The sequence below is a fragment of the Sodalis-like endosymbiont of Proechinophthirus fluctus genome, from assembly GCF_001602625.1.
In the GTDB taxonomy this organism is placed as follows: Bacteria; Pseudomonadota; Gammaproteobacteria; order Enterobacterales; family Enterobacteriaceae.
The window spans coordinates 23,939-24,989 of the sequence record NZ_LECR01000007.1 but is presented as its reverse complement, the minus strand read 5'-3'; the positions used below and the strand labels follow the sequence as shown (position 1 = coordinate 24,989).

The following is a 1,051-nucleotide window of genomic DNA, read 5'->3' as shown; positions in this document are numbered from 1 at the left end:
CGGCAATGCGCGTTGGCATCACCGTCAGATTCTTGCCCTGAAACTGAAGGCCGGTGCATAATTCGTCAAGGGTGATGCGGGCGTTATCCACCTTTACCTGCACATTATTCAGAGCCAGACGGCGCAGGTTAATGCGATAAGGGGTCGACAGGGAAGCGCCGCCAGACACCTCCTGCGCCGCCAGCACCGGCGGCCCGAATTCAGCAGTGTTCACACCGACATTAACATCGCGCAGAGAAAGATTGTTGAGGCACAGCTGACCCTCCCATAGACAGCCAAAATCCAGCGCAAGATGTAATTCTCCAACGCCGACCGTAACGCCGAGCATCTGGTAACGTAACTGCTTAACCGTCAAATCGCGCCAGCCGCCGCTTACGGAAGCCATTTCAAGTCCCGGAACCCAGCGGGCCACGCCGTTCAGCAACAGGTACAGCCCGCTGGTAGTACCAATTAGAAACGCCATTGCACCCACCAACAACACCATAAGCAGCACGATATTGAGGCAAATTTTTTTAACAAGGCTCATAGTTCCGGCCCTAATCCAATATAGAATTGCACGCCGTGCTCATGTTCATCCGCAACTGGGGCGGCGATGTCCAGCTTTATGATGCCGACGGGCGACTGCCGGCGCACGCCGACTCCGACGCCGGTCTTGAAGCTGCTCTGTTTGATATCGTTAACCGCTTCGCCACTGTCCACAAATACCGCGCCCCACCATTTGCCGGTGACATTATATTGATACTCCAACGATCCGGTGGCTAGCTTGGAGGCACCGGTCAGTTTACCGTCATCGTCCCATGGCGACAGGGATTTGTATTTATAGCCTCGGATACTGCGATCGCCGCCTGCAAAGAAGCGTAGCGAAGGTGGGACGCGTTCAAAATCATTGGCTTCTATCCAGCCCAGGTTGCCACGTGCCACAAAGCGGTGCTTCTCCGCCAGCGTACGGATCCAGACGTTCTGCGCCTGCAAAATGACAAAATAGATATCCGATCCCCAGACGGTATTGGAGACATCCACCGAATAGCGCTGGCTGTCGCCCCAGATAGGC

Annotated in this window: 1 protein-coding gene and 1 pseudogene; both read right to left on the bottom strand. The window is 55.3% G+C overall.

The features are described 5' to 3' along the window. Window positions 1-526, bottom strand: a pseudogene (locus BG74_RS00925) (autotransporter assembly complex protein TamB); the annotation flags it as partial. Further along, on the bottom strand, window positions 523-1,051 hold a 529-nt coding region (locus BG74_RS15560; protein ID WP_244267100.1), incomplete at its 5' end, for an autotransporter assembly complex protein TamA. The pseudogene BG74_RS00925 and the gene BG74_RS15560, both read right to left, overlap by 4 nt.